The sequence below is a fragment of the Enterocloster sp. 210928-DFI.2.20 genome (assembly GCF_020554465.1).
Classification (GTDB): Bacteria; Bacillota; Clostridia; order Lachnospirales; family Lachnospiraceae; genus Enterocloster; species Enterocloster bolteae.
Genome location: NZ_JAJCHK010000099.1, coordinates 1 through 603, shown reverse-complemented (window position 1 = coordinate 603; position 603 = coordinate 1). Strand labels below are relative to the sequence as shown.

General features: G+C 42.8%; 1 protein-coding gene and 1 pseudogene. One reads left to right on the top strand and one right to left on the bottom strand.

The genetic code is table 11. The features are described 5' to 3' along the window. Window positions 1–280 (top strand): annotated as a pseudogene (locus LI015_RS28010) (hypothetical protein); the annotation flags it as partial. On the opposite strand, the gene LI015_RS28005 reads toward LI015_RS28010, so the two are convergent. Further along, the coding region (locus LI015_RS28005; protein ID WP_215630439.1) for a hypothetical protein at window positions 273–603 on the bottom strand (331 nt) is incomplete at its 5' end. The pseudogene LI015_RS28010 and the gene LI015_RS28005 overlap by 8 nt on opposite strands.

The following is a 603-nucleotide window of genomic DNA, read 5'->3' as shown; positions in this document are numbered from 1 at the left end:
CAATACGGATTTAAGTAACAGGTTTGCGAGCAGAGTTGCTGACTGCAATTTCCTTACTGAGGGTAAAAGCGAGACGGTAGTAATGGCAATTTGGGATAATAATACACTCAATACACCATATAAGCAGGGAGTCAGTGGATTTGGTAATGGCTTTGTTATCGGTATGTCTCTTGAGCTTGCCTGGGCTATTCAGGTTGCTTTTGCAGTGTCAGATACTAACTTGTTTGTCCGAAGTTATACTCTTGCTGGAATCGGTTGGACCGGTTGGCGAACTATATAATTGAAAAGGAAAGACATCCTGCATACCTCCCTGCACCACAGGGATTTGCAATGATATCCTTTTTATTTAAGTAAAACGGCATAGAAATGTCGCCGTTTTCCCAGCCTGTAATGCGCCCGTGCCTGACGATTGTTGATTCAGGCAGTCCGCTTACAATCAGCGTGTTTATTGCTGTAATCTGCTTTACAGTGATATCAAAATCCACAAAACACGTACCGTTAAGGACTTTGTATACCACGGTTCCAGCACTTACCCAATCCGAATTAATGACGGCATCCCCAGAATATGCCTTAACAATTCCATGGTCTGATAAATCCGTATTG